Origin of the sequence: Streptomyces sp. NBC_00162, assembly GCF_024611995.1 — a bacterium.
Taxonomy (GTDB): Bacteria; Actinomycetota; Actinomycetes; order Streptomycetales; family Streptomycetaceae; genus Streptomyces.
The window spans coordinates 6,860,153-6,884,495 of record NZ_CP102509.1 but is presented as its reverse complement, the minus strand read 5'-3'; the positions used below and the strand labels follow the sequence as shown (position 1 = coordinate 6,884,495).

The following is a 24,343-nucleotide window of genomic DNA, read 5'->3' as shown; positions in this document are numbered from 1 at the left end:
TTCAGTGCTCCTTGGGGGCTGCGGGGACGGAGGGAGCCGTGGGGACGGCGGTGATGCGGATGTCCGTGCCGATGCGGACGGTCTCGGTGATCCGGAGCCGGAGCGCGTCGGTGAGGGTGCCGATGCCGGCGTCGGCGAGGGCGGCGGGGCCCGCGCCGAGGAGGACGGGGGCGAGGTAGCCGACGACCTTGTCGACGGCGCCCGCGGCGACGAAGGCGCCGGCCAGGGTCGGGCCGCCTTCGAGGAGGACGGAGCGGACCCCGCGCCGGTGCAGCTCGCCGAGGAGGGCGTCCACGGAGATCCCGTACTTGTCGTACGGGAGCCGGGCCAGCTCCACGCCCTCGAGGTGGCGGGTGGCCGCCTCTCCGAGGCTCTCGGCCACGACGATCAGGGCGGGGGCGGCCTCGTCCAGGACGCGGGCGGTGGGCCGGATGGTGGCGTGGGTGTCCAGGACGACGCGCAGGGGCTGGACGGCCCCCTCGATGCCGCGGACGGCGAGGTGCGGATCGTCGGCGCGCAGGGTGCCGGAGCCGACGACGACGGCGTCGGCCTCGGCGCGCAGCCGGTGGACGTCGGCGCGGGACTCCGGGGAGCTGATCCAGCGGCTGGTGCCGTCGGCGGCGGCGATGCGTCCGTCGAGGGTGGCGGCGTACTTCCACAGGATGTACGGGCGTCCCAGCCGTACGGAGGTCAGCCAGGCGGCGTTGCCCGCCTCGGCCTCGTCCGCGAGCAGCCCGGCCTCCACGGTGACCCCGGCGTCGCGCAGGGTGTCGGCGCCGCCGCGGGCCTGCGGGTTCGGGTCGGAGACGGCGTACACCACGCGGGTGATCCCGGCTTCGAGGAGGGCGCGGGCGCAGGGCCCCGTACGACCGGTGTGGTTGCAGGGTTCCAGGGTGACGTAGGCGGTGCCGCCGCGAGCTGCCCCGCCCGCCGCGTGCAGGGCGTGGACCTCGGCGTGCGGGCCGCCGGCCCGCTCGTGCCAGCCCTCGCCGACGACGGTGCCCGAGGCGTCGGTGATGACGCAGCCGACGACGGGGTTGGGGCTGGTGGAGCCGAGTCCGCGGGCGGCGAGCCCGACGGCTCGGCGCATGGCGCGGGTGTCCGCGTCGGGTGCTGCGTGCGCGGCGTGTGTCGCCACCGGGTCCTCCTGCCTCATCGGGCACGGACTCCGGGGCCTGTCGGGATACGACAGATGAAGCGGAACAGCTCACACGGGGACGCCGAGGCCGGAAAAACGGTCCGCTCCGCCACATCCGCAGGGATGTGCCGAGGAACCGCCGACGGCGGCGTACCGGTCACTGGCCCGCCGCGCACTGCCTCCCATCCGGACTTTAACCGTCGGTCCAGGAATCTCACCTGGTCAACCGGCCGCTGGCTGCGGACGGGTCGCGGACTATAACCGCCGGTTCGGAATTACACCGACCCCGGAGTGCGCTGCTTACTGGTACTCCAGCCAGTTTGCCACGGGTGATCGGCGGCCATGCGGGTGAGGGGGTGTGGCCTGGCTCACACGGAGGCCCGCGCGGGCTGACCCGGCCCAGTGGACGCAGGGTTGGTCCAGACCTATTGACGGGGTGGTCTAGTCCTCTTAACGTTCCCTTCATCTTCCCCGGGAACAGCCCGTCAGATGTGCGCACGTCACGGGCCAACACGCTTCACATTTCCGCATGTTGTGTCCTGTTGTGTCATGCCATCCTCCCCTCCCCAGGAGGCACAATGCTGTCCCCCACACGTACGAGAGCGATGCTCCTGGCATCCGGCGCCGCAATCGCCGGACTGCTGGTGGCCGGGCTCTCGACGGGCGTCTCGCACGCTGCCGACAACGAGAGCTGTCGCCCCGACGGGCTGTACAAGACGGCCGGCGCCGACGTCCCGTACTGCTCGGTGTACGACACCGAAGGCCGCGAGAAGATGGGCGCCGACCACCAGCGCCGGGTCATCGGATACTTCACCGGCTGGCGCACGGGCAAGGACGGCGCCCCCTCCTACCTCGCCGGCAACATCCCGTGGTCCAAGGTCACCCACCTGAACTACGCCTTCGCCCACGTGGGCGCCGACAACAAGATCTCCGTCGGCGCGGACAACGCGAACAACGCCGCCACCGGTATGACCTGGCCGGGCGTCGCGGGCGCCGAGATGGACCCGGCCCTCCCGTACAAGGGCCACTTCAACCAGCTGACCAAGTTCAAGAAGCAGTACCCGAACGTCAAGACGCTGATCTCGGTCGGCGGCTGGGCGGAGACCGGCGGCTACTTCGGGGACGACGGCAACCGGGTCGCCTCGGGCGGCTTCTACTCGATGGCCACCAACGCCGACGGATCGGTCAACCAGGCGGGCATCGACACCTTCGCGGACTCCTCGGTCGAGTTCATCCGCAAGTACGGGTTCAACGGCGTCGACATCGACTACGAGTACCCGACCACCATGAAGGACGCGGGCAACCCGCTGGACTGGCAGCTGTCCAACGCCCGCCGGGCCGGACTCGTCCAGGGGTACGACGCCCTGATGAAGAGCCTGCGCGAGAGGCTCGACCGGGCCGGCGCCGCCGACGGCAAGCACTATCTGCTCACCGTCGCCGCGCCCTCCTCCGGCTACCTGCTGCGCGGCATGGAGACCTTCCAGATGCAGAAGTATCTGGACTACGTCAACATCATGTCCTACGACCTGCACGGGGCCTGGAACGAGTTCGTCGGGCCGAACGCCTCGCTCTTCGACGACGGCAAGGACGCCGAGCTGGCCGCCGCGAACGTCTACGGCAGCTCCCAGTACGGGAACATCGGCTACCTCAACACCGACTGGGCGTACCACTACTTCCGCGGCTCCATGCCGGCCGGCCGGATCAACATCGGCCTGCCGTACTACACCCGCGGCCACAAGAACGTGCAGGGCGGCACGGACGGCCTGTGGGGCAAGGCCCCGGCGACCACCTGCCCGGCCGGCGCGGGCCTGACCAAGTGCGGTGACGGCGCCGTCGGCATCGACAACCTGTGGCACGACAAGGACACCAACGGCGCCGAGTCGCCGGCCGGTTCCAACCCGATGTGGCACGCGAAGAACCTGGAGAAGGGGATCGTCGGCGACTACGTCACCAAGTACGGCTTCCCGGCGAACACCACGCTGACCGGCACCTACGCCCGCAAGTACGACGCGACGCTGGTCGCGCCGTGGCTGTGGAACGCGCAGAAGAAGGTCTTCCTGTCCACCGAGGACGAGCAGTCGGTGGCGGCCAAGGCCGACTACGTGGTCGACCGCGGCATCGGCGGCACCATGGTCTGGGAGATGGCCGGTGACTACGCCTGGAACGCCGCGAAGGGCCAGTACGAGATGGGCGACACGCTCACCTCGCTGATGTACGACAAGTTCAAGGCGGCCGCCCCGTACGGCGCGAAGAAGTCCAACACCGCGCTGCCGGCGCAGGCCGTGGCCATCAAGACGGAGTTCACCGAGTTCAAGCTGGGCGACTCCAACTACCCGATCACCCCGAAGCTCAAGATCACCAACAACACCCAGGCGACGCTGCCGGGTGGCACGGAGTTCCAGTTCGACTACTCCACCGCCGCTCCGAACAACGCCTCCGACCAGTCCGGCTTCGGCACGAAGGTGATCAGCAGCGACCACACCGGCAGCAACGTCGGCGGCCTGAAGGGCGACTTCCACCGGGTCTCCCTGAAGCTCCCCGCCTGGCAGACGCTGGCTCCGGGCGCCTCGGTCGACCTGGCGTTCAACTACTACCTGCCGGTCTCCACGCCCTCCAACTGGACGGTGAACATCTCCGGCACGACGTACGCGCTCGCCGGTGACCTGGCGCGCGGTGTCACGGTGGTCCAGCCGGGCGCCACGACTCCGCCCACCACACCGCCGCCGACCACGACTCCGCCGACCTCTCCCCCGCCCACCACGACCCCGCCGACGGGCGGTGCGTGCACCGGCCCGGCGTACGTGGCGGGTCAGGTCTACGCGGGCGGCAGCCTCGTCTCCCACAAGGGCCACACCTGGAAGGCCCAGTGGTGGACGCAGAACGAGGAGCCCGGCACCACGGGCGAATGGGGCGTCTGGAAGGACCAGGGCGCCTGCTGACACCCCCTGGGTGAGTTGAACGCGTGAGGACCCGGTGGCCCGGCGGCCACCGGGTCCTCGCACGTGCGGCGCATGCGCGCAGATCCATCGGGCGCCGGGTTGTCACGTTTCGGGGGGCTGTCCGGTCCATTCTGGTGAAGGCAAACGCGTCCAGCGAAGGGCAGGACCCCATGAGCACCATCCTCGTCACCGGAGGCACCGGAACCCTCGGCTCGCTCGTCGTCACCCGGCTCCGGGACACGGGCCACGAGGTCCGCGTCCTGAGCCGGCACTCCGCGGACCACCCCGTCGACCTGCGGGACGGCAGCGGGCTGGACGCGGCGATGGCGGGCGCGGAGGTCGTCGTGCACTGCGCGAGCAGCACGCGGGCCCAGGGCAAGGGCGACGACGTGGCTGCCGGGCACCTGATCGAGGCGGCCCGGCGGGCGGGGACCGTCTCGAACGTGGTCTACATCTCGATCGTCGGGGTGGATGTGGTCCCCCTGGGCTACTACAAGGTGAAGTTGAAGGTGGAGCGGCTGCTGGAGAAGTCCGGGCTGGGCGTGACGATCCTGCGTACGACGCAGTTCCACGACCTGGTGGAGCAGGTGGTGGCCATGGCGGCGAAGCTGCCGGTCGTGCCTCTGCCGTACGGGGTCCGGGTGCAGCCGATCGCGGTCGAGGAGGTCGCGGACCGCCTGGCGGAACTGGCCGTCCCGACCCCGTCGGGCCGCGTCCCGGACATGGGCGGCCCGGAGATCCGCACGCTGCCCGACCTGGGCCGCGCCTACCTGTCGGCGACGGGACGCCGCCGCCGGGTGGTCCCCCTGCCGCTGTGGGGCAAGGCGTACGCGGGCTTCCGCCGCGGCGGTCACCTGGCCCCGTCCCACGCGGCGGGCCGCGTCACGTTCGCGGAGTTCCTGGCCCGACGGGCACGGTAGGCCCCAGGCCTACCCCGCCTACCCCCGTCTACCCGCCGAACAGCACCTCCTGGGCCGCTTCCCTCGCCGCCAGTCTTGCTCCCGCCAGGACCGCCGGGCCGCCCAGGGTGGTGGCGCGGACCTCCGTGGGGACCGGGGTCAGGGTGGTCAGCCGGCGGGCGACCCGGGAGGCCAGGGCGGGGCCGCCGGCGCGGCCCAGTTCGCCCGCCAGGACCACGCATCCCGGGTCCAGGACCGCGGTCACCGCCGCCGCGCCCAGGGCCAGTCGTTCGGCCAGGGCGTCGAGGAAGGCCTCCCCCGCGGCTCCCGCCACGGCCTCCTCCGCCGGACCGGCGAAGCCGTGTTCGCGGGCCAGCGCCGTCACGGCTTCCCGGCCGGCCAGGGCGTGGAAGCCGCCCCCGCAGTCGGTGGCCGAGGGCAGGCCGCCGGTGCCGGGGACGGGGAGGAAGCCGATCTCGCCAGCCCCGCCGGAGGCGCCGCGGCGCAGCCGCCCGTCCAGGACCACGGCCGCGCCCACCCCCGCTCCGAGCCACAGGAGCACGAAGGAGTCCAGGTCGCGGGCCGCGCCCAGGCGCTGTTCGGCGAGGGCGGCCAGGTTGGTCTCGTTCTCGACGACCACCACGGCGGGCAGGCTCCGCTGCAGGGCCGCCACCAGGTCCCGGTGCCAGGCCGGGAGGCCTTCGGTGTCGCGGAGTTCACCAGTGGCCGGGCCGACCAGGCCGGGGGCTCCGATGACGACGGTGTGCAGTTCGCCGGCCCCGGCCTCGCGGGCGGTGCGCAGCAGCGCCTCGACCGCGTCCTCGGGGGCGCCGACCGGCAGGGCGGCCTCGGCCAGGGGGTGGCCGAGGAGGTCGGTGACCACGGCGGTCACGCTGTCGGTCCGGACGTCCAGGGCTGCCAGGTGGGCGCGGCGGGCGACGATCCCGTAGAGCTTGGCGTTGGGGCCGCGCCGCTGTTCCCCGGACTCCCCGACGACCTCGATCAGCCCGGCTTCGGCGAGCCGCTCGACGAGGTCGGCGACCGAGGGGCGGGAGAGGCCGGTCCTGGCCTTGAGCTGGGTGGCCGTCAGCGGCCCCGCCTCCTGGAGGAGTTGCAGGGCGAGGCGGTCGTTGATGGCGCGCGCCGTGCTCGGTGAGGCGGGGGACGGTACCGGCGCCGAAGTGGTCGAAGTGAGGGCAGGAGTCACGGCGCCCATCCTAGGCAGTCAAAGCAGTTAACTATCAGGCAGGGTCCCTGATAGTTTAGCTCTCATGACCGGGGAAACCGACCTCAGCCCGGCGCGGCTGCGCCATGCCCGTTTCGCGATCGCCGCCGTCTTCTGCGCCCACGGCGCCGTGACCGGCTCCTTCGCCACCCGCATCCCCTGGATCCAGGAGCACGCCCAGCTCAGCGCGGGCACCCTGGGTCTGGCCCTCGCCTTCCCCGCCCTGGGCGCGGCGCTCGCGATGCCGCTGGCGGGGCGGATCAACCACCGTTTCGGCGCCCGCGCCGCGCTGCGGGCGCTGCTGGCGCTGTGGACCCTCTCCCTCATCCTCCCGAGCCTCGCCCCGAACCTGCCCGCCCTCTGCTTCGCGCTCTTCGTCTACGGAGCCACCTCCGGCATGTCGGACGTGGCGATGAACGCGCTCGGCGTGGAGACGGAGAACCGGCTGGGCCGCTCGGTCATGTCCTCGCTGCACGGCATGTGGAGCGTGGGCGCGCTGCTCGGTTCGGCCGCCGGTACGGTCGCCGCGCACGCCGGGGCCGACGCCCGGCTGCACCACCTGATCGCCGCACTGGCGCTCACCGCGGCCGGGCTGGTCGCCGTACGCGGGGTGCTGGACCTCAGGAGCGACCAGGAGGCGGGGGCTCCGCCGCACTTCGCGCTGCCTCCGAAGTCGGCCCTGCTCATCGGCGCCATCGGCTTCTGCGCGGTCTTCGCCGAGGGCGCGAGCCTGGACTGGTCCGCGGTCTACCTGCGGGACGTCCTGGACACGGACGCCGGTCTGGCGGCGGCGTCGACCACCGCCTTCGCGCTCACGATGGCCGTCGCGCGGCTGGCCGGGGACCGGGTGGTGGACCGGTTCGGGGCCGTGCGCACCGTCCGTGCGGGTGGCGTACTGGCCACCGCGGGCGGGCTGATCGTGGTCTCGGTCCGCGAACCCGCGGCGGCCATGGCCGGCTTCGGGCTGATCGGGCTGGGCATAGCCGTGGTGGTTCCGCTGGCCTTCGCGGCCGCGGCGCGCAGCGGACCGGCCCCGGCGCAGGCCATCGCGGGTGTCGCGACGATCACGTACACATCGGGACTGATCGCCCCGTCGGCGATCGGTGCGGTGGCGGACGCGACCTCGCTCGTGGTCTCCTTCGGGCTGGTCACCCTGCTGGCCTTCGCGCTGGCGGTGGGGGCCGCCGTACTGCGGCAGACGCCGGCCGCGCCCGGGGCCTCCGCGGTCAATCGGGACGAAACCGCCGGTATCCGCCCGTAATATGTCGGGGGCCCTAGGGCCTGTCTTTCGGGTCAGGCCGGGCTGATCCGGCCTGACCCGAAAGACAGGCCCTAGCGGCCTTGATGCTTGATCAGCGGCGGATCGGAAGTGGTGGACATGGGCCTCGGCGTGCGCTGGACCCTGCACGGTGACGGGCGGACCCCCGCCCCCGGAGCGGTGGTGCGGCCGGACGAGCGGCTGTCGTGGCCGCGGACCGCGGGGCTCGGCGCCCAGCACGTAGTGGCGATGTTCGGCGCGAGTTTCGTCGCGCCGGTCCTGATGGGCCTGGACCCGAACCTGGCCATCATGATGTCCGGCGTCGCGACGGTGATCTTCCTCCTCGCCACGCGCGGCCGGGTCCCCTCGTACCTGGGCTGCTCGCTCTCGTTCGTCGGTGTGGCGGCGGCGATCCGGGCCTCGGGCGGGGACAGCGCGGTGGTGACCGGCGCCGTCTTCGTCGTCGGTGTGGCGCTGTTCCTGTCCGGCCTCGCCGTGCAGCGCTTCGGGGCGCGGATCATCCACGCGGCGATGCCGCCGGTGGTGACGGGCGCGGTGGTGATGCTGATCGGCTTCAACCTGGCGCCGGTGACGGCTTCGACGTACTGGCCGCAGGACCAGTGGACGGCGCTGCTGACCATGCTGGTCACGGGGTTCGCCGTGGTCTGCCTGCGCGGGTTCTGGTCGCGGATCGCGATCTTCCTGGGACTGGTCTTCGGGTACGGGCTCTCCTGGATCCTCGACCGCCTCTTCGGCAAGATCCACTCCACGGTGGGCGGCGAGGCCACGGACCACTGGCGCCTGGACCTCTCCGGGGTCGGCACGGCCGACTGGATCGGGCTGCCGTCCTTCCACGCGCCGCAGTTCGAGTGGTCGGCGATCCTGGTCGCCCTGCCCGTGGTGATCGCGCTGATCGCCGAGAACGCCGGTCACGTCAAGGCCGTCGGCGAGATGACCGGCGACCCGCTGGACGACAAGCTCGGCACCGCGATCGCGGCCGACGGCGCCGCGTCGATGCTGTCCACGGCGGTCGGCGGCCCCCCGAACACCACGTATTCCGAGAACATCGGGGTCATGGCGGCCACCCGGGTCTACTCCACGGCCGCGTACTGGGCCGCGGCGGGCTTCGCGCTGCTCTTCGGCCTGTGCCCCAAGTTCGGGGCGATCGTCGCCGCGATCCCGGGCGGGGTGCTGGGCGGCATCACGGTCATCCTGTACGGCATGATCGGCCTGCTCGGCGCCCAGATCTGGATCAACGGCGGGGTGGACCTGCGCAATCCGCTGAACCTGGTGCCGGCCGCGGCGGGCATCATCATCGGCATCGGCGGGGTCACGCTGCAGATCAGCGACACCTTCGAGCTCGGCGGTATCGCGCTGGGCACGATCGTGGTGATCACCGGCTACCACGCGCTGCGGTACCTCGCCCCGGCGCACCTGAAGCAGCAGGAGCCCCTGCTCGACGAGGGCACCTCCGCCTACGATGATCAGGGCGGCCGGGACACGCCGCGTTGACGGGGTTTCGCCCGAACCGGGGAAGCGTACGGCCAAGTTCCCCGGATCCGTGCCGGTGCCTGCGACTCTGCCTCCCATGGAAGCGGTGCTGGCGCGGATGCGCGCCCTGGACGAGCGGCTCCCGCCGCAGGACGGTGTCGCCGTCTTCAACCGGGTCTACCTGACGGTGACCGAGACCCTGCACCGCCGGATCGAGCACGGCGGGTTCCCGGCGCCGAGGCGGGCGCAGACGCTCAGCGTGCGGTTCGCGGAGCGGTACCTGGCGGCGGTGGACGCGGACCGGGCCCCGGCCTGCTGGCGCCCCCTGTTCCAGTACCGGCGCCATCCCGGCATCCGCCCGCTCCAGCACGCGCTGGCCGGGATCAACGCCCACATCGGCCACGACCTGGCGGTGGCGGTGGTGTCCACGTGCCGCGCCCTGGACTGCGACCCGGGCGCCCTCGAAGCCGACTTCGACCGGGTCGGCGACACCCTGGTCTCCCTCGAGGAGCACATCCGCGAGGACCTGATGCCGGGCCCCGACCTCCTGGAGATCGCCGACCCGCTGACCCACCTGATCGGCTCGTGGAGCCTGGAGCGCGCCCGCACGGGTGCCTGGGCCTCGGCCCGCCTGCTGTGGACCCTGCGCCGCTCCCCCGAGCTGGCCGAGGAGTTCCGCGAATCCCTCGACGCGGGCGTCGGCCTGGTGGGCCGCTGCCTGCTGACCCCGGGCCGGCTCAGCCGCCTGTGACGGCGAACGGGCCTCCGTCGCCGAAGGCCAGTTCAGCGAAGCGCTCGCCGATGCGGCGGTGGCCGGCCGGGTCCGGGTGGAGCCGGTCGGGCAGGGGCAGTTCGGCGAAGTCCGCCTCGCCGTAGAGGGCGCGGCCGTCGAGGTAGTGCAGGTTCGGGTCGCCGTCCGCACGCTGCGCGGCGATGCGGGCGAGCTCCTCCCGGATGACGCCGAGAGTCAGCGACCCGGCGGCGCGGTCCGCCGGGTCGCCGAGGGCCTTGAAGCGCAGCTCTCCGCCCTCGAAGTCCGGCGCGGTGGGGCCCGGGGTGTCCTCGTGGATGGGGCACAGCACGGGAGAGACGATCAGCAGCGGGGTGGTGGGGTGCCCCTCGCGGACGGTGTCGAGGAATCCGTGCACGGCCGGGACGAAGGCGCGCAGGCGCATCACGTCGAGGTTGACCAGATTGATGCCGATCTTGAGGCTGATCAGGTCCGCGGGAGCGTCGCGGATGGCGCGCGCGGTGAACGGGTCGAGCAGGGCGTTGCCGCCGAATCCCAGATTGACCAGCTCCACGCCGCCCAGGGCGGCCGCGAGCGCCGGCCAGGTGCCGGTCGGGGCGGTGGCGGAGGAGCCGTGGCTGATGGAACTGCCGTGGTGCAGCCACACCCGGCGGCCGCGGTCCGGGAGCTCCTCGACCGGGGCGTCGGTGCGCAGGGCGATGAGCTCGGTGACCTCCGTATGGGGCAGCCAGATCTCGATGTCCTTCATCCCGGCGGGGAGCCCGGTGAACCGGACGGTGCCGGGCGGGCCGGGATGCAGGACCTCGGACCCGGTGGCCATGTCGACGACGCGGACGTTGCCGCCCGCCACGCTGCCCCGGCCGGCCGGCCGGCCGTCGACGAGCAGCTCGTACACGCCGTCCGGGCGGGCCGGGAATCCCTCGTAGCCCGTCTTCGTGGGGAGCGCGTCCAGCTCGACGGCCGTGGCCCCGGTCCGGAAGGCCAGCCGCACCCCGGATGGCTGGGCCTCCATCGCGGCCAGGCTCGCGTCGGGGAACTGCTCGCGCGCGCGGGCGGGCAGCCGGTGCGGGAGCACGCCGTGCGCGGTGCGTTCCACGTCGAGGGCGCCGCGCAGCAGGTGCGCCTCGACGGGGGTGGTGATCCACGGGGCCGGGCGGGCTTGGTCGAACGGGGCAGTCATGCCCACCACCCTGCCGCCCTCGGGCCCGGACCGCACCCGCATTTGCGCAGGCGGGCGGTCCCGCCGGGTATGAGTACGGGCCGCCGCCGCGATGTTTGCGCGGGGGCGGCCCGTGGTCACGGGGTCCGGGTGGGGGTACCACCGACGGACTCGGGGGGGGAGGTCAGTCCTCCGGGAGCTCGACCGGGGCGATGTCGTCGTAGACGTCGCCGGGGCCCGGGTTGGTGGAGTCGGTCGTGCCGCCCAGGTGGTGCATGACGCCCCAGACCGCGTTCAGGGCGGTCTGGACGGCGCCCTCGGCCCAGCCGGCCGTCCAGGAGATGTCGTCGCCCGCGAGGAAGATGCCGCGCTTGTCCTCGGGGAGGCGGTCCTGCATGAAGTGCGTGAACAGGCGGCGCTGGTAGCGGTAGTGGCCCGGGAGGTTGGCCTTGAACGCGCCCATGAAGTAGGGCTCGTTCTCCCAGGACACGGTCACCGGGTTGCCGATGATGTGGCGGCGGATGTCGACCTTCGGGTAGATCTCGCCGAGGGACTTCAGCATGACCTCCATCCGCTCGTTCGCGGACAGCGGCAGCCACTTGAGGCTGTCGTCGCACCAGGTGTACGAGAGGCAGATGACGGCGGGCTTGTCCGGGCCGTTGTCCAGTAGGTACGTGCCGCGGGTCATGCGGTCCGTGAGCGTCATCGACATGACGTCGCGGCCGGTCGGATTTCCCCTGTCGTCGACGGCCTTGTCCAGCCAGAACGGGCGGTCCACAGGGATGAAGAGCTTGGAGCTCTCCATGTAGTGGGTGCGCTCGATCGCCGTCCAGTGGTCGATCGGGAACAGGGTGTCGTCACACTCGATCTTGGACAGGAGCATCCAGGACTGGGCGGTGAAGATCGCGGCACGGTACGTGCGGATGTCGCCGGACGCGTCCGTGACCGTGATGCGGTTGCCCGCCGTACGGTGCAGGCGGGTGACCGCCGGGCGCGGGGTGCCCCCGTGCAGGGTGGACAGCGAGGTGCCCTGGGCCCAGTGGACGATCTTCTCGGGCTCGCGCTCCCACAGGCGCAGCGGGAGCTGCTGCGAGCCGCCCACGATGCCGCGGTGGTGGTCGTCGGCCTCGGTGTAGACGACGCGCAGGATCTCCAGGATGGAGTTCGGGAAGTCGGTGTCCCAGCCGCCCGTGCCGAAGCCGACCTGGCCGAAGATCTCGCGCTTGCGGAAGGACTGGAAGGCCTCGGACTTGCAGAGGAAGCCGTAGAAGGTCTCGTCGTCGAGCTTCTCGACGAGCTTCGCCCAGATCTCGCGGATGCGCGGGACGTCCCGCTCGCGCATCGCGGTGTTCATGTCGGAGAAGTCGGCGCCCTCGTCCAGGCAGGCGTTCCACGCGGCGGCGACGTCGCGGTAGACCTGCGGGAGGTCGGCGATGGTCTCGGCGTAGTGGGTCTCGCCCTTGAGGTCGACGACCGTCGAGGGGGTGGCCTCGGCGAGCGGGTTCGGGAAGGGCTCCGTGACCAGGCCGACGAGGTCGATGTAGTGCTGGAGCGCCGTGGAGGACGGCGGGAAGCGCATCGCGCCCATCTCCGCGGTCAGCTCCTCGGTGCCGGCGCCCTCGAAGCCCACGGTGCGCAGCCGGCCGCCGATCTGGTCGGCCTCGTAGACGACGGGCTTGAGGCCCATCTTCATCAGCTCGTAGGCCGAGATGATGCCGGACAGCCCGCCGCCGATGACGGCGACCTCGGTGCCGAGCTCGGTCGCCGGTATCTGACCCAGACCCGCCGGGTGGGCGAGGAAGTCGTCGTACGCGTAAGGGAAGTCCGGGCCGAACATGGTGATCGGCGGCTGTCCGTCGCTGTGCGGGACGGCGGTGGTGGGCACCGTGGACGTCATGGGGGTACGTCTCCTTGCGGCAGGGCTGGGGGAAGCGGAGGAGCGGAGGGTGCTTAGACGAGGGAGGCGTAGAGCCCGGGGCGGCGGTCGCGCAGGTACGGGTTGTTCGCGCGCGACGCGCTCAGCAGCTCGGGGTCGGCCTCGCCGAACACCAGCTCCTCGCCGCGTCCGGCCCGGGTCCGGGTGACCCCGTCGGGGCTCGCCAGGCAGCTGAGTCCGACGAACTCGAACTCGCCTTCCGGGCCGGTGCGGTTGACGTACGCGATGTACATCTGGTTCTCGAAGGCCCGTACGGGGACGAGCTGTTCGGCGACGAACTGGAACGGGTGCATCTGCGCGGTCGGCACCAGGAGGAGGTCGGTGCCGGCGAGCGCGTGCGCCCGGACGTTCTCGGGGAACTCCACGTCGTAGCAGATCATGATGCCGACGCGGAGGCCGCCGAGGTCCGCCTGGACGACGGGGGTGTCGCCGGGGGTGAAGGCGTCCTGCTCGAAGCAGCCGAAGAGGTGCGTCTTGCGGTAGTTCGCGAGCGGGACCCCGTCGGGGCCGATGAGCTGCGCCGCGTTGAAGACGGCCTCGCCGGCGCGCTCGGGGTAGCCGTACAGGACTGCGACCCCGTGGCGGCGGGCGATCTCGCCGATGGCGGTGGCGGACGGGCCGTCGGCCGGTTCGGCGAGGGCGGCGATGTCCTGGATCTCCAGGGCGTAGCCGGTGAGGAACATCTCCGAGGTCACGAGGAGCCCGGCCCCGCCCTGTGCGGCGCGCGCCACGGCCTCGTCGAGCGCCTTGAGGTTCTCGGCGGTGTCGCCGAGCCGTCCGGAGCTCTGGAGGAGGGCGGTGCGCAGCGGGGGCATGGACTACCTCTGTGACAGGAGGGGTGGGGTCGTAAAACGGTACGTTCGCGCGTTCGACCGGGACAAGCCGTGACCGTTGCGCTCAGCGCATCGATTCGTTGCGCGTTCCACCACCCCTACGACGATTCGTTGCGCAGGGCCCTGAACGCCGGGTGAGCGGCCAGGAAACGTAGATCGTCGAGGATGTCCGGGGTGTGGTCGGAGACCACGCGGCCGCTCCAGGTGTCGACCAGGGCGGGGACGGTCACGGCGCCGTCGAAGTGGTGACCCGCGGCCTCGTACGCCAGGAGCAGCGCGGTGTGCCCGGGCGCGTCCCGGTCGGCCTCGAGGACGGTCGCGGCGACGGAGTGCCGCAGGCCCAGCAGGTCGAGGACCCCGGCCACCTGCCGGGAACGGGGACAGCCGGCGGAGAGGTAGAGGCGGTAGCGGTGCGGTACGGGCGAGAACCCGTTCCCGATGCGGCCGCGCAGGGCGGGGGCCGTACCGGTGCGGGGCAGGACGGTGTGCGAGGACATGGCTCTCCTGGGACGGCGCGGGTGCGGCGGGGCAGGACGGTGTCCCGGTGCGCGCGGTGCGCGGCCGGTCCGGGTCACTCGTCTTGTGCGGGCGTACGGGCTTCAGCCGCGCGGGCCGAATGCGCTGCACACCCGCAGGAGGTCGATGTGCAGGCGCCGGGTCAGCCACCAGCGGCGCAGCGGCTGTGTCCCCGCGTCCGCCGTCCGGGCCTCGTCCACCGGTACCCGCCCCCGTCCCGTCCTCGGCGGCCCGCCTCGCGGTGGCTAGGCTTCCCGCGGCGGGCGCAGGCCATCCGGCCGTCTCCCGCAGTCTCGTGGCGGTGTCCGGGGCCGTCAAGAAGGCGGCGAGGGTCGGCTTCGCCGCCGCACCGAAGCGAAGGAGCGCGCACCCATGTCCCCCGAGGTACTCGACAACCCGGTCTGGTCCGCGCTGACCGGGCCGCACCGCGGCTTCGCCGAGCACGGGCCGGCGGGGCTGGCCGCCCGCTACACCGGGGACGCGAGCCCCTTCGCCGGGCTCTCCGACCCGTCGGACCCGCGCGCCTGGGCGGATCTGGCCGCGCTGGCCGGGCCGGGCGAGGGCGTGTGGGTGACGGGGCTGCTGACCCCGCCGCCGGGGTGGGAGACGGTGCTGACGATCCCGGGCGTACAGCTGGACGGCCGGGCGGTAGCGGCCGAGGCCACGCCGGACGCGGTCCCGCTGGGGCCCGCCGACGTACCGGAGATGCTGGAGCTGGTCGGTCTGACCAAGCCGGGCCCGTTCCTGGACCGGACGGTCGAGCTGGGCACGTACCTCGGGATCCGGCACGAGGGCCGGCTCGTCGCGATGGCCGGGGAGCGGATGCGGCCGGCCGGCTGGTCGGAGATCAGCGCGGTGTGCACGCACCCGGAGCACCGCGGCCGGGGCCTGGCCGGGCGGCTGATACGCGCGGTCGCAGCGGCGGTCCGCGAGCGCGGGGACAGCCCGTTCCTGCACGCGGCGGCCGAGAACACGGGAGCGCTGCGGCTCTACGCGTCGATGGGCTTCGAGCTGCGCCGGCGCCCGGACTTCGTGGGGCTCCGTACGCCGGCCAAGGAGGCCTGATCCGGGGGCGGTTGGGATGGGCGGGGTTTCGGTGGACGTCCAGCGGTCAGACGCGGGACAACCCACGGAAAGGAACTGCCATGACGGACGTCACCAGCCTGCCCGGCGCCACGCACCATTTCTGGGAGTGGCAGTCCAGGGCTGCCTGCCGGGATCTGGGATCGGGCCGGTTCTTCCATCCCGCCGGCGAGCGCGGCGAGGACCGCGAGGAGCGGGACGCGGCCGCCAAGCGGGTCTGCGCGGTGTGCCCGGTGCGCGCGGCCTGCCTGGACCACGCGCTGCGCACCCGTGAGCCGTTCGGGATCTGGGGCGGCCTGACGGAGGAGGAACGCCGCTCGCTGCGCGGCCGGGACCTCGCGGGCGCGGGCTCTAGGCCGGCGCGCCCGAGGTGAAGCGGCGCAGCAGCGGGGAGAGCACCAGGACCGACTTGGTGCGCTCCACGAAGGGCTCGCCCGCGATGCGCTCCAGGACCCGCTCGAAGTGCCGCATGTCGGAGGCGAAGATCTGGACGAGGGCGTCCGCGTCGCCGGTGACGGTCGACGCGGACACCACCTCGGGGTACCGCTCCAACCCTCGCCGGATGTCGTCCGGCGAGGTGTTGTGGCGACAGTAGATCTCGATGAAGCCCTCGGTCTCCCAGCCCATCGCGGCGGGGTCCACGCGGACCGTGAAGCCGGTGATGGCGCCTTCGGCCCGCAGCCGGTCCACGCGCCGCTTCACGGCGGGGGCGGAGAGCCCGACCTCGGAGCCGATGTCCGCGTAGGAACGGCGGGCGTCCTCGGCGAGGGCGTGCACGATGCGTTCGTCGAGATCGTTCAGTCGCACTGCGGGTGGATCACTTTTCTGCTGTGGCCAATGTGGAGCGGCGCATGCCGTACACGAAGTAGACCACGAGGCCGACGGCCATCCAGACACCGAAAGCGACCCACGTGGCGATCGGCAGGCTGTACATCATGTAGCCGCAGGCGAGGAAGCCGAGGATCGGCGTGACCGGGAAGAGCGCCACCTTGAAGGTGCGGGGCATGTCGGGCTTGGTGCGGCGCAGGATCACGACCGCGACGTTGACCAGGGCGAAGGCGAAGAGGGTGCCGATGCTGGTCGCGTTGGCCAGCTCACCCAGCGGGATGAAGGCCGCGAGGGCGCCGCAGAAGAGCGAGACGATCAGCACGTTGACGCGGGGGACGCCGGTCTTCGCGTCGACCTTGGCGAAGGCCTTGGGGACGAGGCCGTCGCGGGACATCGCGAAGAGGATGCGGGTCTGGCCGTAGAGGACGGCGAAGACGACGGAGGCGATGGCGACGACCGCGCCGGCGGCGAGGACGACGCCCCAGAAGCTGTGGCCGGTGACGTCGGTCATGATCTGGGCGAGCGCGGCCTCGGTGCCCTTGAAGTCCTGCCAGGGCATGGCGCCGACGGCGACGAAGGCGACGAGCACGTACAGGATGGTGACGATGCCCAGCGAGAGCATGATCGCGCGCGGGAGGTCCTTCTTCGGGTTCTTGGCTTCCTCACCGGCGGTGGAGGCGGCGTCGAAGCCGATATACGAGAAGAAGAGCGTGGAGGCGGCGGCGCTGATGCCGGTGACGCCGAGCGGGGCGAGCGGGGCGTAGTTGCCGGCCTTGATGCCCATGACGCCGATGCCGATGAAGAGCAGCAGCGTGACGACCTTCACCGCGACCATGATCGTGTTGATCCGGGCGCTCTCCTTGGCGCCGCGCATCAGGAAGACCATGGCGAGCAGGACGACGACCAGCGAGGGCAGGTTGATCCAGCCGCCCTCGCCCAGCGGGGCCGAGAGGCCTTCGGGGATGGTGAAGCCCAGGGTCCCCTCGAGGAGCTCGTTGAGGTACTGGCCCCAGCCGACGGCGACGGCCGCGACCGACACGGCGTACTCCAGGACCAGGCACCAGCCGCAGATCCAGGCTATGAGCTCGCCCATGGTGGCGTAGGTGTAGGAGTACGAGGAGCCGGAGACCGGGACGGATCCGGCGAGCTCGGCGTAGGACAGGGCCGAGAACAGCGCGGTCAGACCCGCGATGATGAACGAGATCGTCACGGCCGGGCCGGCCTTGGGGGCGGCCTCGCCGAGGACGACGAAGATGCCGGTGCCCAGGGTCGCGCCGATGCTGATCATCGTCAGCTGCCACATGGTGAGCGAGCGGCGCAGCGAGCCGCCCTCGCCCTGGCCGCCCTCGGCGACCAGCTGCTCGACCGGCTTGCGGCGGAGCAGCGGGTGGGCGGGCCTGCGGGCCTCGGTCGTGGCGGGTGGCGCCTGGCCGTGGTCGAGCACGGGGTGACTCCTTCTTCGCTGCGGGTGGGGATTCAGGCGTCGACCGCAGCGGTCCGGAGCAGGAGCAGGCGAGCAGAAGCCTGCCTGGGCATGGGAGGACCGCCGAGCAGGCGGTCCGCGCCACTCCACGTACAGCGAGTGAGCCTACGAGCTGAGTGATACCGCCCGTAATGCACCATCCTTGCACATTGCCGCACGATCGTTGCGCGGATCTGTCCCAGATGGTCCTTTGTTGCGCGCGGATGATCGATCGCTGCACAGCGGACCTCGACGGGCGTTCTTGACAGCTCATCAGATCTCCCGCAGCGTGCCGCCATGGACCTGGATCTGTGGCAGGACCCCGGGCCGTTCCTGCGGGGGGTCGCCTGGCTCGACAAGGGGCGGCCCGTGCGGGCGGACCCGGCCGACAGCATGAGGCTGCCCTGGGACACCGGCGAGCGGGCCACACTGCCCATCGGGGTGCGGCTCGAGTTCACCACCGGGACCGCGCGGGCGGTGGAGATCCGCTACCGGGCCACGGTGCCCGGCCCGACCGACGCCCTGCGCGACCTCGCGCACGGATTCGCGCTGTGGGACCGGCACGGGGTGGTCCGCGAGGTGTTCACCGAACCGGCCGCGGAGGCCGTCGTACGCATCGAACTGGGCGGCGGCACGGGCCCCTTCACCGTCCACCCGCCCGAAGCCCAGTCCCCGCTGGTCCTCGGCCTGCGCGGGATAGGCGGCCCCCTCGAGCCGCCGCCGCCCGCCCCGCGCTGGGTGGTGCACGGGGACTCCATCACCGAGGGCTGGTGGTCCACCCGGCCCGCCCACGGCTGGCCCGCGGTCACCGGCCGGGCCCTGGGCTGGGACACGGTCAACCTCGGCTACGCGGGCGCCGCCCGCGGCGAGCTCGCCACCGCCGAACAGCTCGCCGGCCTTCCCGCCGACGTCCTCACCCTCGCGTTCGGCACCAACTGCTGGTCCCGGGTGCCCTTCTCCGCGCCCCTGCTGTACGAGACCACGCGCTGCTTCCTCGATCTGGTCCGCCAGGGGCATCCGCGGACCCCGCTCCTGCTGGTCTCCCCCGTCCTGCGGCCCGACGCCGAGCGCACCCCGAACCGGCTCGGCGCCACCCTGGGCGCCCTGCGCGACGCGATGGAGCGCGCCACCCGGGACCGGATCGCCGCCGGGGACGACCGGCTCGCCGTGCTCCCCGGCCGTGACCTGCTCGGTCCCGAGCACCTGGAGGACGGGCTGCACCCCAACGACTCCGGACACCAGGTACTCGGCCTCGCTGTGGCCACGGCCCTGCGGCGGGCGGGGTTCGCCGCCGGGTGAGTGAAACAGCCCACACCGATCGCCTTGAACAGATCGAACCCACCAGGGCGTGTCCTGTGCACAGTTGCCGCCGCTGGGGCGACGGCGCGGAGCAGACATACACGTGGGAGAGATCAACATGGGCATCAAGCGCGGAACCACCCTCGCCGCGGCCGCCGTCGCCGTCATCCTGGCGGCGACCGCCTGCGGCCCGTCGGAGGACAAGGCCGCCGACACGGCCAAGCCTGCGGGGGCCGCTGCCGAGGCCTCCTCCCCGGCCTCCGCCGCGGACGGCTCGGGCGCCAAGCCCGCCGGACAGCTGGCGGTCGCCACCGGCGACCAGATCGGCTCGGTCCTCACCGACTCCGCCGGTCTCACCCTCTACCGGTTCGACAAGGACACCGCCAAGCCCTCGAAGTCGAACTGCGACGGGGACTGCGCGAAGACCTGGCCGGTGGTCGCGGCCGGCGACGCCACCGCCGCGGCGGGCATGGACCCGGCGCTGCTGGGCGAGGTGGTGCGCAGCGACGGCACGAAGCAGCTGACGGTGGCCGGCTGGCCCGCGTACCGCTTCAACAAGGACGCCAAGGCGGGCGACTTCAACGGCCAGGGCGTCGGCGGGGTGTGGTTCGCGTTCGCCCCCGACGGCAAGAAGGCGGCGAAGGCGGCTCCGGCCGCGGGCGGTGCGGCCGAGGCGGGTGCGGGGCTGTCCGTGGCGAAGGACCCCAAGCTGGGTGACCACATCGTCGACGGCAAGGGCATGACGGTCTACCGGTTCAAGCCGGACACCGCGTGGCCGATGGTCTCCAAGTGCGTCGGTGACTGCCTGGCCAAGTGGCCGGTCGTACCCCCGGTGGACAAGGCCAACGTGAAGGGCATCACCGAGCGGAACTACCTGGTGCTGGACCGCCCGGACGGCAAGAAGCAGCAGACCGTCGACTGCTGGCCGGTGTACACCTTCACCGGTGACAAGAACCCGGGCGACATCAACGGCCAGGGCGTCGGCGGCACCTGGTACGCGGTCTCCCCCGACGGCAAGCTCATCACCGTCCAGTAACCCCCCACCTCCTGACCGCGCGGCCCTGCCCTCATCCCCCGGGGCAGGGCCGCGCGCCGTTCCGCCCTGGCGGAACACCTCCTAAACTCCCCGCATGCTGCGTGTACTGGCCGTCGACGACGAGAAGCCGCTCCTGGAGGAGCTCCTCTACCTGCTGCGCTCCGATCCCCGGATCCGCAGCGCGGAGGGCGCCTCGGACGCGACCGAGGCGCTGCGCCGGATCACCGTGGCGCTGGAGGCCGGACCGGACGGCGCGGACGGCATCGACGTGGTCTTCCTCGACATCCACATGGCCGGGCTGACCGGGCTCGACATCGCCCGGCTGCTGGCCGGGTTCGCGCGGCCGCCGCTGATCGTGTTCGTCACGGCCCACGAGGGGTTCGCCGTACAGGCCTTCGACCTCAAGGCCGTGGACTACGTGCTCAAGCCCGTGCGTCCGGAGCGGCTGGCCGAGGCCGTGCGGCGGGCCTGCGCGCAGCTGGGGCGGGCCGAGGAGGCGCCGGTGGCCGCCGAGGGCGCGCCGCCGGTCGCCGCCGCGGCCGCCGCTCCCGCCGTACCTCTGCCGCTGCGCCAGGCGGCCGAGGTCACCATCGCCGACCGCACGCCGGACCAGATAGCCGTCGAGCTGGGCGGCGTCACCCGGTTCGTGGCGATCGCCGACATCGCGTATGTCGAGGCCCAGGGCGACTACGCCCGCCTGCACACCGACGAGGGCAGCCACCTGGTCCGCATCCCGTTGTCCACGCTGGAGGAGCGGTGGGCGGCGCGCGGGTTCGTGCGGATCCACCGCCGCCATCTGGTGGCCCTTGCCCGGATCGACGAGCTCCGGCTGGACGCGGGCACCACCACGGTCCGCGTCGGGTCCGCGGAACTCCAGGTGAGCCGCAGGCACGCGCGGGAGCTGCGGGACCTCCTGATGCGCCAGGCGACCGGCTGAACCCCGGCCGAGCGGGACCGGGCCGGACCGAGCCGAGCGAGCCGAGCGGCGCCCGGCGGTCGGGCGACCGTCCGGCGGCGCCCCGGCACCGTTCGTCGCACGCCGAGGGGCGTACGGCGATCCCCCGGTGCCGTCGGCCGCACCGCCGGGGTGAACGGCCCGCCGGTGTCACCCGCCCCGCGTATCGTGGATCTTCCGGCGCGGGAGGAGCGAGATGTCCGAAATCCAGGCTCTGCTCGACGCGCTGACCGGGCTGCCGCGCACCGTGCCGGCCGGGCCGGCCGAGGCGGAGGCGCTGCTGGCCCGCCTGCGGAGTGCCGCCGCGCGCTGGGCCGACGTCCTGTACGAGGCGGGCGAGGGGGTCCGCGGCCAGGTGCCGCCCCGTGCGGAGGCCGCGCTGACGCTGGCCTTCCGGCGGGCGGAGGAGTCGTACGTCGAGCTGGAGATCGCGCTGCGCGACTGCGCGGAACACCGCGACCCCGCCGTCTGAGCCGTCCGGTCCGAATCGCGTCTGTTGCCCGGTCAGGGGGCGTGCATAGACTCCGGTCACCCTCCACCCAGCCGAAGGACCGACCGGTGAATCAGACGTACGCGCTGACCGCGGTCGCCGTCGTCGTCCTGGCCACCGTGCTCGTCGGCGCGCTCGGGCTGCGGATATCCCGGACCACCTCCGACTTCTACGTCGCCTCCCGCACCGTCGGGCCCCGCCTCAACGCCGCCGCGATCAGCGGGGAGTACCTCTCCGCCGCGTCCTTCCTCGGGGTGGCCGGGCTGGTGCTGCTCCAGGGGCCCGAGATGCTCTGGTACCCGGTGGGCTACACGGCCGGGTACCTGGTGCTGCTCGTGCTGGTGGCGGCCCCGCTGCGCCGCTCGGGCGCGTACACGCTGCCGGACTTCGCCGAGGCCCGGCTGGAGTCCCAGGCCGTGCGCCGGATCGCGGTGCTGTTCGTGGTCGGGGTCGGCTGGCTGTACCTGCTGCCGCAGTTGCAGGGCGCGGGCCTGACCCTGGAGATCCTGACCGGGGCCCCGCACTGGGTGGGCGGGGTGGTGGTGGCCTTCGTGGTGAGCGCGGCCGTGGCCGCCGGCGGGATGCGCAGCATCACCTTCGTGCAGGCCTTCCAGTACTGGCTCAAACTCACCGCGCTGCTGGTGCCCGCCTTCTTCCTGGTCGCCGCGTGGGCCGGGGACGGCGCGCCGCGGGCCACCTTCGACGCACCGGCCGTCTTCCGCGAGCACACCTCCGTCACGGTGGCCGAGGACGTCCGGCTGTCGGTGGCGGAGCCGCTCGCGCTGACGGTGAGCGGGCAGGTGGACGGGCGGACGTATGAGGCGGCCCCGCTGACCCTCGCGGCCGGGCAGCATTCCGTACGGGCGAACGCGCGGCTGGAGTTCGCCCCGGACACGCCCGTCCCCGACACCCGGGCGGAGGCGGGCCTCGGCGTGTCCAGCTGGTCGGAGCCGCTGTCCGGGGACCACTGGGGGTACCGGCTGTACGCGACGTACGGGCTGATCCTGGCCACCTTCCTCGGGACCATGGGCCTGCCGCACGTCGCGGTGCGCTTCTACACCAGCCCCAACGGGCGGGCCGCGCGGCGCACCACGCTGGTCGTGCTCGGCCTCGTCGGGGTCTTCTACCTGCTGCCGCCGGTGTACGGGGCGCTGGGCCGGATCTACGCGCCCGAGCTCGCCCTCACCGGCGACGCGGACGCGGCGGTGCTGGTCCTGCCCGAACGGATGCTGGGCGGGCTGCTCGGGGAGCTGCTGGGGGCGCTGCTGGCCGGCGGCGCCTTCGCGGCGTTCCTGTCGACGGCCTCGGGGCTGACCATGGCGGTGGCGGGGGTGCTGCACCAGGACCTGCTGCCGACGCGCGGGGTGCGCAGTTTCCGCTTCGCGGTGCTGCTGGCGATCCTGGTGCCGCTGGCCGGGAGCGTGGCGGCCCGAGACGTGCCGGTGGCGGACGCGGTGGGGCTGGCCTTCGCGGTGTCGGCCTCGTCGTTCTGTCCGCTGCTGGTGCTGGGCATCTGGTGGCCGCGGCTGACCCCGCCCGGCGCGGTGGCCGGGCTGGTCACGGGCGGCGGGGCGGCGCTCAGCGCGGTGCTGGCGACCCGGGGCGGGCTGGCCCCGGCGGGCTGGGTGCACACCCTGCTGGCGTGGCCCGCGGCGTGGTCGGTGCCGCTCGGGTTCCTGACGATGGTGCTGGTGTCGCTGGGCACCCGGTCGCGGATTCCGGCGGGGACGGCGGCCACCCTGGCGCGGCTGCACCTGCCGGAGAACGTGGTGGCCGGGGACCGGGCGGGAGGTGTCCGGTGAGCGGAACGGCTCTCGTGGTGCTGGCGGTCGCGGCCGCGGCCCTGCTGCTGGGCGCGGGCTGGCTGGCGGGCCGGTGGCATGCCCGGCGCGGTGAGCGGGCGGCCGGCCTCGACCTCGGGACGCCGGTGGAGCGGGCCACCTTCCACACCCTGCACACGGCTTCGCTGGCCGCTCCCCCGCTGCGGGCCGGGCTGACCGAGGACGCCGCCCGCAAGGCCTCCCGGCGGCTGCGGTCGCTGCTGGGCACGGAGGCGCTGTGCCTGACCGACCGGGAGTCGGTGCTGGCCTGGGACGGCCCGGGCGCCGACCACCACCAGCGGCGGGCGATGGCCCGGGTGGCGGTGATGCTGGAGTCGGGGCGCAGCCAGAGCGTGCGGACCGAGTGCCAGCGGCCCGACTGTCCGCTGAAGTGGGCGGTGGTGGCCCCGCTCACGGGCGAGGACGGGATGCTGGGGGCGCTGGTGGCCTACGGGTCCCGGGAGTCGGCGGTACTGGTGCGGGCCGCTACGGAGGTCGCGCGGTGGGTCTCCGTACAGCTGGAGCTCTCGGAGCTGGACCGGTCGCGGACCCGGCTGATGGAGGCGGAGATCAAGGCGCTGCGGGCGCAGATCTCCCCGCACTTCATCTTCAACTCGCTGGCCGCGATCGCCTCGTTCGTCCGGACGGATCCGGAGCGGGCCCGTGACCTGCTGCTGGAGTTCGCGGACTTCACCCGGTACTCCTTCCGCCGGCACGGTGAATTCACCACGCTCGCCGAGGAGTTGCGTTCCGTCGAGCAGTATCTGGCACTGGCCGGGGCCCGGTTCGGGGACCGCCTGAAGGTGACCTTGCAGGTGGCGCCGGAGGTGCTGCCGGTGGCGCTGCCGTTCCTGTGCCTCCAGCCGCTGGTGGAGAACGCCGTGAAACACGGGCTGGAGGACTCCCCCGAGGAGTGCCGGATCACCATCACCGCGCGCGACGCGGGCGCCGAGGCGGTGATCACCGTCGAGGACAACGGGATCGGGATGGACCCGGCACTGCTGCGCCGGATCCTGGCCGGGGAACACGCCGGCTCCTCCTCCGGCATCGGGCTGCCCAATGTCGACGAGCGGATCCGGCAGGTGTACGGGGACGACTACGGGCCGGTGATCGAGACGGGCATCGGGGCCGGTCTGAAGGTCACCGTGCGGATACCGAAGTACCGTGCGGGCGTGCACAGTTCACCTCCGGGCCAGCATCCTCCCCGGTACTGACGGTGGCGCCG

22 protein-coding genes and 1 riboswitch are annotated in these 24,343 nt (G+C 72.7%); of the genes, 13 read left to right on the top strand and 9 right to left on the bottom strand.

What is annotated here, in order from left to right; all coding sequences use genetic code 11:
• Window position 1: 1 nt before the first annotated feature.
• Window positions 2-1,156, bottom strand: a complete 1,155-nt coding sequence (gene ribD, locus JIW86_RS31985; protein WP_416237627.1) for a bifunctional diaminohydroxyphosphoribosylaminopyrimidine deaminase/5-amino-6-(5-phosphoribosylamino)uracil reductase RibD — start codon at window positions 1,154-1,156, stop codon at window positions 2-4.
• Window positions 1,157-1,306: 150 nt separating this feature from the next.
• Window positions 1,307-1,437, bottom strand: a riboswitch (FMN riboswitch).
• 279 nt (window positions 1,438-1,716) lie between these two features.
• Between ribD and JIW86_RS31980 the strand changes: the two genes are divergently transcribed.
• Together JIW86_RS31980 and JIW86_RS31975 are read left to right on the top strand one after the other, a co-directional pair.
• On the top strand, window positions 1,717-4,077 hold the full coding sequence (locus JIW86_RS31980; protein ID WP_257557291.1) for a chitinase C-terminal domain-containing protein: 2,361 nt from the start codon (window positions 1,717-1,719) through the stop codon (window positions 4,075-4,077).
• Window positions 4,078-4,247: 170 nt separating this feature from the next.
• Window positions 4,248-4,997 (top strand): SDR family oxidoreductase, encoded by a 750-nt coding sequence (locus tag JIW86_RS31975; protein WP_257557290.1) that lies wholly within the window; start codon window positions 4,248-4,250, stop codon window positions 4,995-4,997.
• A gap of 28 nt (window positions 4,998-5,025) precedes the next feature.
• Here JIW86_RS31975 and JIW86_RS31970 read toward each other — a convergent pair whose 3' ends face one another.
• Window positions 5,026-6,192: an ROK family transcriptional regulator gene (locus JIW86_RS31970; protein ID WP_257557289.1), complete on the bottom strand. Its 1,167-nt coding sequence runs from the start codon at window positions 6,190-6,192 to the stop codon at window positions 5,026-5,028.
• 55 nt (window positions 6,193-6,247) lie between these two features.
• Here JIW86_RS31970 and JIW86_RS31965 point away from each other — a divergent pair, with 55 nt between their 5' ends.
• The 3 genes from JIW86_RS31965 to JIW86_RS31955 all read left to right on the top strand — a co-directional run bounded on the left by JIW86_RS31965 (window position 6,248) and on the right by JIW86_RS31955 (window position 9,701).
• The gene (locus JIW86_RS31965; protein ID WP_257557288.1) at window positions 6,248-7,462 is read left to right on the top strand and encodes an MFS transporter; all 1,215 of its coding nucleotides are present in this window, start codon (window positions 6,248-6,250) and stop codon (window positions 7,460-7,462) included.
• A gap of 117 nt (window positions 7,463-7,579) precedes the next feature.
• Window positions 7,580-8,971, top strand: coding sequence for a uracil-xanthine permease family protein (locus JIW86_RS31960; protein WP_257559517.1), 1,392 nt, complete (start codon window positions 7,580-7,582; stop codon window positions 8,969-8,971).
• Between the two features lie 76 nt (window positions 8,972-9,047).
• Window positions 9,048-9,701: a DUF5995 family protein gene (locus JIW86_RS31955; protein WP_215145344.1), complete on the top strand. Its 654-nt coding sequence runs from the start codon at window positions 9,048-9,050 to the stop codon at window positions 9,699-9,701.
• Here JIW86_RS31955 and JIW86_RS31950 read toward each other — a convergent pair.
• From JIW86_RS31950 to JIW86_RS31930, 5 genes are all read right to left on the bottom strand, one after another.
• Complete coding sequence (locus JIW86_RS31950; RefSeq protein WP_257557287.1) at window positions 9,688-10,881, bottom strand: GDSL-type esterase/lipase family protein; 1,194 nt, start codon at window positions 10,879-10,881, stop codon at window positions 9,688-9,690. The genes JIW86_RS31955 and JIW86_RS31950 overlap by 14 nt on opposite strands.
• 163 nt (window positions 10,882-11,044) lie before the next feature.
• A complete protein-coding gene (locus JIW86_RS31945; RefSeq protein ID WP_257557286.1) occupies window positions 11,045-12,757 on the bottom strand; it encodes a flavin monoamine oxidase family protein in 1,713 nt (570 codons plus the stop codon).
• A gap of 53 nt (window positions 12,758-12,810) precedes the next feature.
• A complete protein-coding gene (locus tag JIW86_RS31940) occupies window positions 12,811-13,611 on the bottom strand; it encodes a carbon-nitrogen hydrolase family protein (RefSeq protein ID WP_257557285.1) in 801 nt (266 codons plus the stop codon).
• Between the two features lie 116 nt (window positions 13,612-13,727).
• Entirely contained in the window at window positions 13,728-14,126 is a 399-nt protein-coding gene (locus tag JIW86_RS31935) for a hypothetical protein (RefSeq protein ID WP_257557284.1), read from the bottom strand.
• 102 nt (window positions 14,127-14,228) lie between these two features.
• Complete coding sequence (locus JIW86_RS31930; RefSeq protein ID WP_257557283.1) at window positions 14,229-14,345, bottom strand: cell envelope biogenesis protein OmpA; 117 nt, start codon at window positions 14,343-14,345, stop codon at window positions 14,229-14,231.
• Between the two features lie 172 nt (window positions 14,346-14,517).
• Between JIW86_RS31930 and JIW86_RS31925 the strand changes: the two genes are divergently transcribed.
• Both JIW86_RS31925 and JIW86_RS31920 read left to right on the top strand, forming a co-directional pair.
• Complete coding sequence (locus JIW86_RS31925) at window positions 14,518-15,210, top strand: GNAT family N-acetyltransferase (RefSeq protein WP_257557282.1); 693 nt, start codon at window positions 14,518-14,520, stop codon at window positions 15,208-15,210.
• 80 nt (window positions 15,211-15,290) lie between these two features.
• On the top strand, window positions 15,291-15,602 hold the full coding sequence (locus tag JIW86_RS31920) for a WhiB family transcriptional regulator (RefSeq protein ID WP_215145332.1): 312 nt from the start codon (window positions 15,291-15,293) through the stop codon (window positions 15,600-15,602).
• Here JIW86_RS31920 and JIW86_RS31915 read toward each other — a convergent pair.
• Together JIW86_RS31915 and JIW86_RS31910 are read right to left on the bottom strand one after the other, a co-directional pair.
• Window positions 15,580-16,035 carry an Lrp/AsnC family transcriptional regulator gene (locus JIW86_RS31915; protein ID WP_030027017.1) on the bottom strand — a complete coding sequence of 152 codons (456 nt, stop codon included), beginning with the start codon at window positions 16,033-16,035 and terminating at the stop codon, window positions 15,580-15,582. The two genes, JIW86_RS31920 and JIW86_RS31915, sit on opposite strands and share 23 nt — an antisense overlap.
• Window positions 16,036-16,045: 10 nt before the next feature.
• The gene (locus JIW86_RS31910; RefSeq protein WP_257557280.1) at window positions 16,046-17,500 is read right to left on the bottom strand and encodes an amino acid permease; all 1,455 of its coding nucleotides are present in this window, start codon (window positions 17,498-17,500) and stop codon (window positions 16,046-16,048) included.
• Between the two features lie 315 nt (window positions 17,501-17,815).
• Between JIW86_RS31910 and JIW86_RS31905 the strand changes: the two genes are divergently transcribed.
• The 6 genes from JIW86_RS31905 to JIW86_RS31880 all read left to right on the top strand — a co-directional run bounded on the left by JIW86_RS31905 (window position 17,816) and on the right by JIW86_RS31880 (window position 24,332).
• Window positions 17,816-18,817 carry a GDSL-type esterase/lipase family protein gene (locus JIW86_RS31905; protein ID WP_257557278.1) on the top strand — a complete coding sequence of 334 codons (1,002 nt, stop codon included), beginning with the start codon at window positions 17,816-17,818 and terminating at the stop codon, window positions 18,815-18,817.
• Between the two features lie 118 nt (window positions 18,818-18,935).
• A complete protein-coding gene (locus JIW86_RS31900) occupies window positions 18,936-19,853 on the top strand; it encodes an SCO0930 family lipoprotein (protein ID WP_257559516.1) in 918 nt (305 codons plus the stop codon).
• Window positions 19,854-19,947: 94 nt separating this feature from the next.
• Window positions 19,948-20,790 carry a LytR/AlgR family response regulator transcription factor gene (locus JIW86_RS31895; protein WP_257557277.1) on the top strand — a complete coding sequence of 281 codons (843 nt, stop codon included), beginning with the start codon at window positions 19,948-19,950 and terminating at the stop codon, window positions 20,788-20,790.
• Window positions 20,791-21,004: 214 nt separating this feature from the next.
• Window positions 21,005-21,280: a hypothetical protein gene (locus tag JIW86_RS31890; protein WP_257557276.1), complete on the top strand. Its 276-nt coding sequence runs from the start codon at window positions 21,005-21,007 to the stop codon at window positions 21,278-21,280.
• Between the two features lie 86 nt (window positions 21,281-21,366).
• Window positions 21,367-23,100: a cation acetate symporter gene (locus JIW86_RS31885; RefSeq protein WP_215145322.1), complete on the top strand. Its 1,734-nt coding sequence runs from the start codon at window positions 21,367-21,369 to the stop codon at window positions 23,098-23,100.
• Window positions 23,097-24,332: a sensor histidine kinase gene (locus JIW86_RS31880; RefSeq protein ID WP_257557275.1), complete on the top strand. Its 1,236-nt coding sequence runs from the start codon at window positions 23,097-23,099 to the stop codon at window positions 24,330-24,332. The genes JIW86_RS31885 and JIW86_RS31880 overlap by 4 nt, the downstream gene beginning before the upstream one ends.
• Window positions 24,333-24,343: the final 11 nt, after the last annotated feature.